3 protein-coding genes are annotated in these 4425 nt (G+C 32.2%); all 3 read right to left on the bottom strand.

Annotated elements, in window-relative coordinates; all coding sequences use genetic code 11:
* On the bottom strand, positions 1-1979 hold a 1979-nt coding region (locus tag B3J44_RS23300), incomplete at its 3' end, for a DUF3857 domain-containing protein (RefSeq protein ID WP_286971794.1).
* 33 nt (positions 1980-2012) lie between these two features.
* The gene (locus B3J44_RS23295; protein WP_286971793.1) at positions 2013-3920 is read right to left on the bottom strand and encodes a DUF3857 domain-containing protein; all 1908 of its coding nucleotides are present in this window, start codon (positions 3918-3920) and stop codon (positions 2013-2015) included.
* A gap of 65 nt (positions 3921-3985) precedes the next feature.
* Positions 3986-4425 (bottom strand): D-aminoacyl-tRNA deacylase (dtd, locus tag B3J44_RS23290; RefSeq protein ID WP_286971792.1); only part of this gene is annotated, 440 nt, incomplete at its 5' end.

Genomic DNA, 4425 nt, shown 5'->3' with positions numbered 1-4425 from the left:
TTTGCAATCATTGTTTTGTAATACTCTTTTAGCATCTCGTACTTTTCAGGAGATACAATAGCTTCATTTATTTGATGTAAAATAGCCAACTGTAAAGTATTTCCATTTGCCAATATATTAAACTTAAAAGCGCCCAGATTACTTTCCATTGTTACAGTAGCAGGAGCTGGCAATGTTTCAACCGCAAAACCATCTGGAATTTTAATTGTAATATTATATTTCTCGGCGAAAGGATAGCTAAAATCAACTGGATATTCTCTTACCTCCTGCTTAAAAGGATTTTTATCATTGGTAAAAAATAACATTGGACTTACATAAATTTTCTCTCCAATAAGCTCACAAAAATTATTTCCAGTAAATGAATAAGTTTCAACCATAGGAAGCAATATATCATTCTCATTAGTTTTAGAATATTCACTTATTTCTATTTTATTATTTCCATTTTCAAGTTTTTCTAAATATTCTTCTTCTTTAAGATTGCTTATTTTGCTTCTTGTAATCATGGCATTATAATCTACAGACTGTCTTCTGGTTTTTCCTGTTACTTTCCCATCGGCTTCAATATTGTAAGTCATAAAAACATTATCAGAAGATGTTTTTTCCGGCATTAAATTAATCTCTTCAGATGTTCCATCTTTTCGTATTAATCTTCCTGACCAGTTTAGAACTCTAAGAGGCAAAATATTTGGTGTAGAAAATTTTTCTGATGCATCTAATAAAATATATCCATTAGGAGTTTCTACTGCCGCAATTACGTAATTGAATGCCGTTCTATTTGGAAATAAAGCAATTCCGTTTGAACGCGTGCTAACTAAAACCGGATTTGCAGTTAAACCCGAGTAGCGTAACATTGCTGTCAGCATCAAATTGATATCAGCAATATTTCCTGTTTTTTCTTTGTACGCTTTTTTAACTCCGTTGTCACATCCATAACCAAAATAGTTATTCCATTTAACGTTCGATTTTACATGATTAAAAATAGTCCATATTTTCTCTTCTTGCGTTTTCGAGTCTACGAGCAGTTTTTTCAAATCTTCTTCAAAATATCCTGTTTTATTTAATTCAGGTCCAAAATCGTCATAATCATAGATTGTTTTTACTACCGAATTCCAATCTGTAGAAAAGGTCTTAAATGGTGAATTAGGATATTTTGTCATTGATAATTCTTGACTTAGACTTACAGTATAATTATCAATATTATTGACATAATTTTCATCTTTTAACGCTGGCAAGTTTTCTGCAATATAAGCTGTTCTTGTTTCTACAAAATCCAATTTTTCTTGTGAAGCACTTCCGCTCACAACTCCATTTCGGCCTTCTCTGTATGTATATTGGATTGATCTATTGTTTTTTTCTTCAATAATTTTTGGACTTACATATCCTTTAAAATTTCTATTGTAAACAAAATATTCTGGAACATACATTTTAAACTCCGAATAATTTACAGGAATTGTGCTCTGAAAATTCCAATCTCTTGGACTTCCAATACTGTTATTTTTTATTATATATTTAAATTCAACAATAGAACCTTCTTTAACATTTGGCATAGTAAAAACCTTCTGAGCCCAATATTTATTGATTGCTTCATCAAATTCGGCTTCACCTTTTAATTTGGTTTTCTCAATTTTTCCGTTAACTAAATTATATGTTGTCGCGTCAGAAATAAGAACTTTCTCTTTAGATCCGTTTCCTGCTATATAATATCTTATTTTTTTTGTGGCCCAATCGTAGCCTTCTTTTTTATAGATTTTAATTTTAGCTGTTACTTCCAACTGCATTGTAAAACCATTGTCTTGATCGTAGTCGAAAACATTTTGTCCTTTCTCAAAAAGTATGGCCGCAACTGCCGAAGAATCTTTCGGGTGCACCTTTTGTTCAAGTTCGGCAACAGTTACTTTTCCTAGCTTGAATTCCTGCGAAATTATTTTGGGAGAAAATAATAAAATCGCAGATAACGTAAATAGTTTAATAATTTTCATTGGTAATTTTTGGTTGGTTTTGGGTTATAATTGTTAGTTTTTGGTCAATATTATTTTGGCATTATCGTTTCTAGAAATTTGTTCCATAAACAAACGGTACTCATCATATTCTTTGCTAGAATATTTTCCTTTGTTTAACAACATAAATCTTTTGTAGGTTAGCTTGCTATTGTCTTTTTTAATTATTTCGGTTTTATATTCTCCAAATTTTCCTTTTAGCTCATAATTTGAAGGTAGAAATTCGATGCTAAAACCTTCTGGAAGATTGATTTCAATTTCGTCTGTATCTAAATAACCGCGCTGAATTTGAAATGGATTTTTACGGTTTCTAATTCGTTTTACACTTCCTGTATATTGATTAAAAGCATCAACTACAAACATCATTTTATTGCCCGAAAGCGTTCCATAATTTGTTGCGCTTAATTGAACATCTTCGGTAAAACGAATATTTTCTTTATCATTTGTAAAAGTGATTTTACCTAATTTCAAATTGTTAATATTATCCCAGTAATCTTTATAGTGTTCTTCTTTTTCATTTGGTGGCATCGTTTCTACTCGAGATTTAGAAGCATATACACTTCCTTGCGATGCAATTTTTAAAACACCAGAAAAATTACCCGTCTGATCGATTGTGTAAACCCCTTTTCCATCTTGTATATTTCCTTTATCATCATAGATTTTAGTTCTTACAATCTCACCGCCTTCTGGTTTTACAACCAAAACATTACGATCATCTGTAAAAGTGCCTTGATATCCAAACGGATCATCTTGACTAGTACATTCTAACCAGATGTAACTATCTTTATTAGGAATTGCCAGAATCATATGATTTCCTTGCATCGACACAAAATCAGTTTGAATATCTTCTTTATAACGGTCACCATATAAAATCGTATTGTACGATGGAACGTCTACAACCTGCAAAAGTGCCTTTGTATAATTTGATAATGCTTTACAATCTCCATATCCTAAGCGATCAACGTCGTTGGCCAACATCGGTTTCCAGCCGCCAATACCAATCGCAATATTCACATATCGTGATTTTTTCTGCATGTAATCGTAAATTATTTTGGCCTTCTTAACTGGGTCTTTTTCATCGCCAACCAAAGCTTTTATTTTTGTTTTTGTCTCTTCTGTTAAAACAGTTGTACCGCTTAAGATTTTGTCGCCATACCATTTACCAAATGCTTCCCAAGTAGTTGCATTTCCGTCAACTCCCTCTAAGTGGAAATTTTCTAACCCCATCATAACTTTAGGAAAAAGATCTGAAGGGGAAGGACTAAGATCTTCTTGTTTTTGAGCTACAATATTTGTCGCTAAGTAACTTAAATTGGTTTCTGTGTCTGCTGTCTTTTTTATATTGAAGTCATCAAATCGGAACTCCTTTTTCTTAAAGCCCAATCCTTTTGGAAAAGTAACATTCAGCAAGCATTTTTCTATACTTACATTATAGCCGCCAACAAAATACCATTTTGGTATAAATGCAGTATTCGAAGTTTCGACTTCGCACGTAAAGGCAACCGTAAAAGGATACGAAATAGGAGTATAATCTAAATAAAGCACTCTGCTATCCGAAAAAAGAGTACTGCCTCCTACCGCGCTTTGATCTTTAAAGTCTTTTCTTTTGATTTTTTTTATCTCATTTCCTAATGCATCATAAACGACAGCTTCAATATTTTTTACCGAAGTTGTTTTATCGTAATGATTGTAGGCATTGATGTCTCTTAATCCTTTTTCATTTAAAACAGAAACAACTCTTTGGATCTTGATATTCATACTTCTTTGTGAAGCAATAACAATATCCATTTGGTCTAAACGAAGAACTGCATTTGCATTCTGTTTTAAACTATCTGGAATAGAAAGAATAGGATAAGTGCTCTTTTGAGCGAATGAAGTAAGGTTTATTAAGAGTAAAAATAATGCGAAAAAAAGATTTTTCATTAGTAAGGATTTTCGTCAAATATATATTATTTTCAGAAATCCTTAACAAATGTTTAATAATATTTTTACTCCCTGTTTTTGCTGTCCATTACAATGGTAACTGGTCCGTCGTTTAGAAGATTTACTTTCATATCTGCACCAAAAATCCCTGTTTGCACTTTCTTGCCAAACTCTTTTTCTATTGTTTGAACAAACTTCTCGTAGGTAGGAATTGCAAAATCTGGTTTTGAAGCTTTTATATACGATGGACGGTTTCCTTTTTTTGTTGATGCGTGAAGCGTAAACTGACTAACAACAATAATATCGCCGTCAATATCCTGAACTGAGCAGTTCATAACATCATTTTCGTCTCCAAAAATTCTCATTTTAATGATTTTACCCGCAAGCCAATCAATATCTTCTTGCGTGTCGGCATCTTCTATTCCGACTAAAACCAACAAACCCTTTTTAATATCTGCCGTTTTTTGATTATCAACTGTTACAGATGCCTGAGAAACTCTTTGAA

The organism is Flavobacterium sp. UBA4854 (assembly GCF_002399805.1).
GTDB classification, from domain to species: Bacteria; Bacteroidota; Bacteroidia; order Flavobacteriales; family Flavobacteriaceae; genus Flavobacterium; species Flavobacterium ginsengisoli.
Note: the sequence above shows the minus strand (reverse complement) of the source record. Positions and strands in the feature narration are given on the sequence as shown.

Bases quoted from the DNA above. Each gene is read 5' to 3' on its own strand.
- B3J44_RS23295 (WP_286971793.1), bottom strand. From the start codon at position 3,920: ATGAAAAATCTTTTTTTCGCATTATTTTTACTCTTAATAAACCTTACT.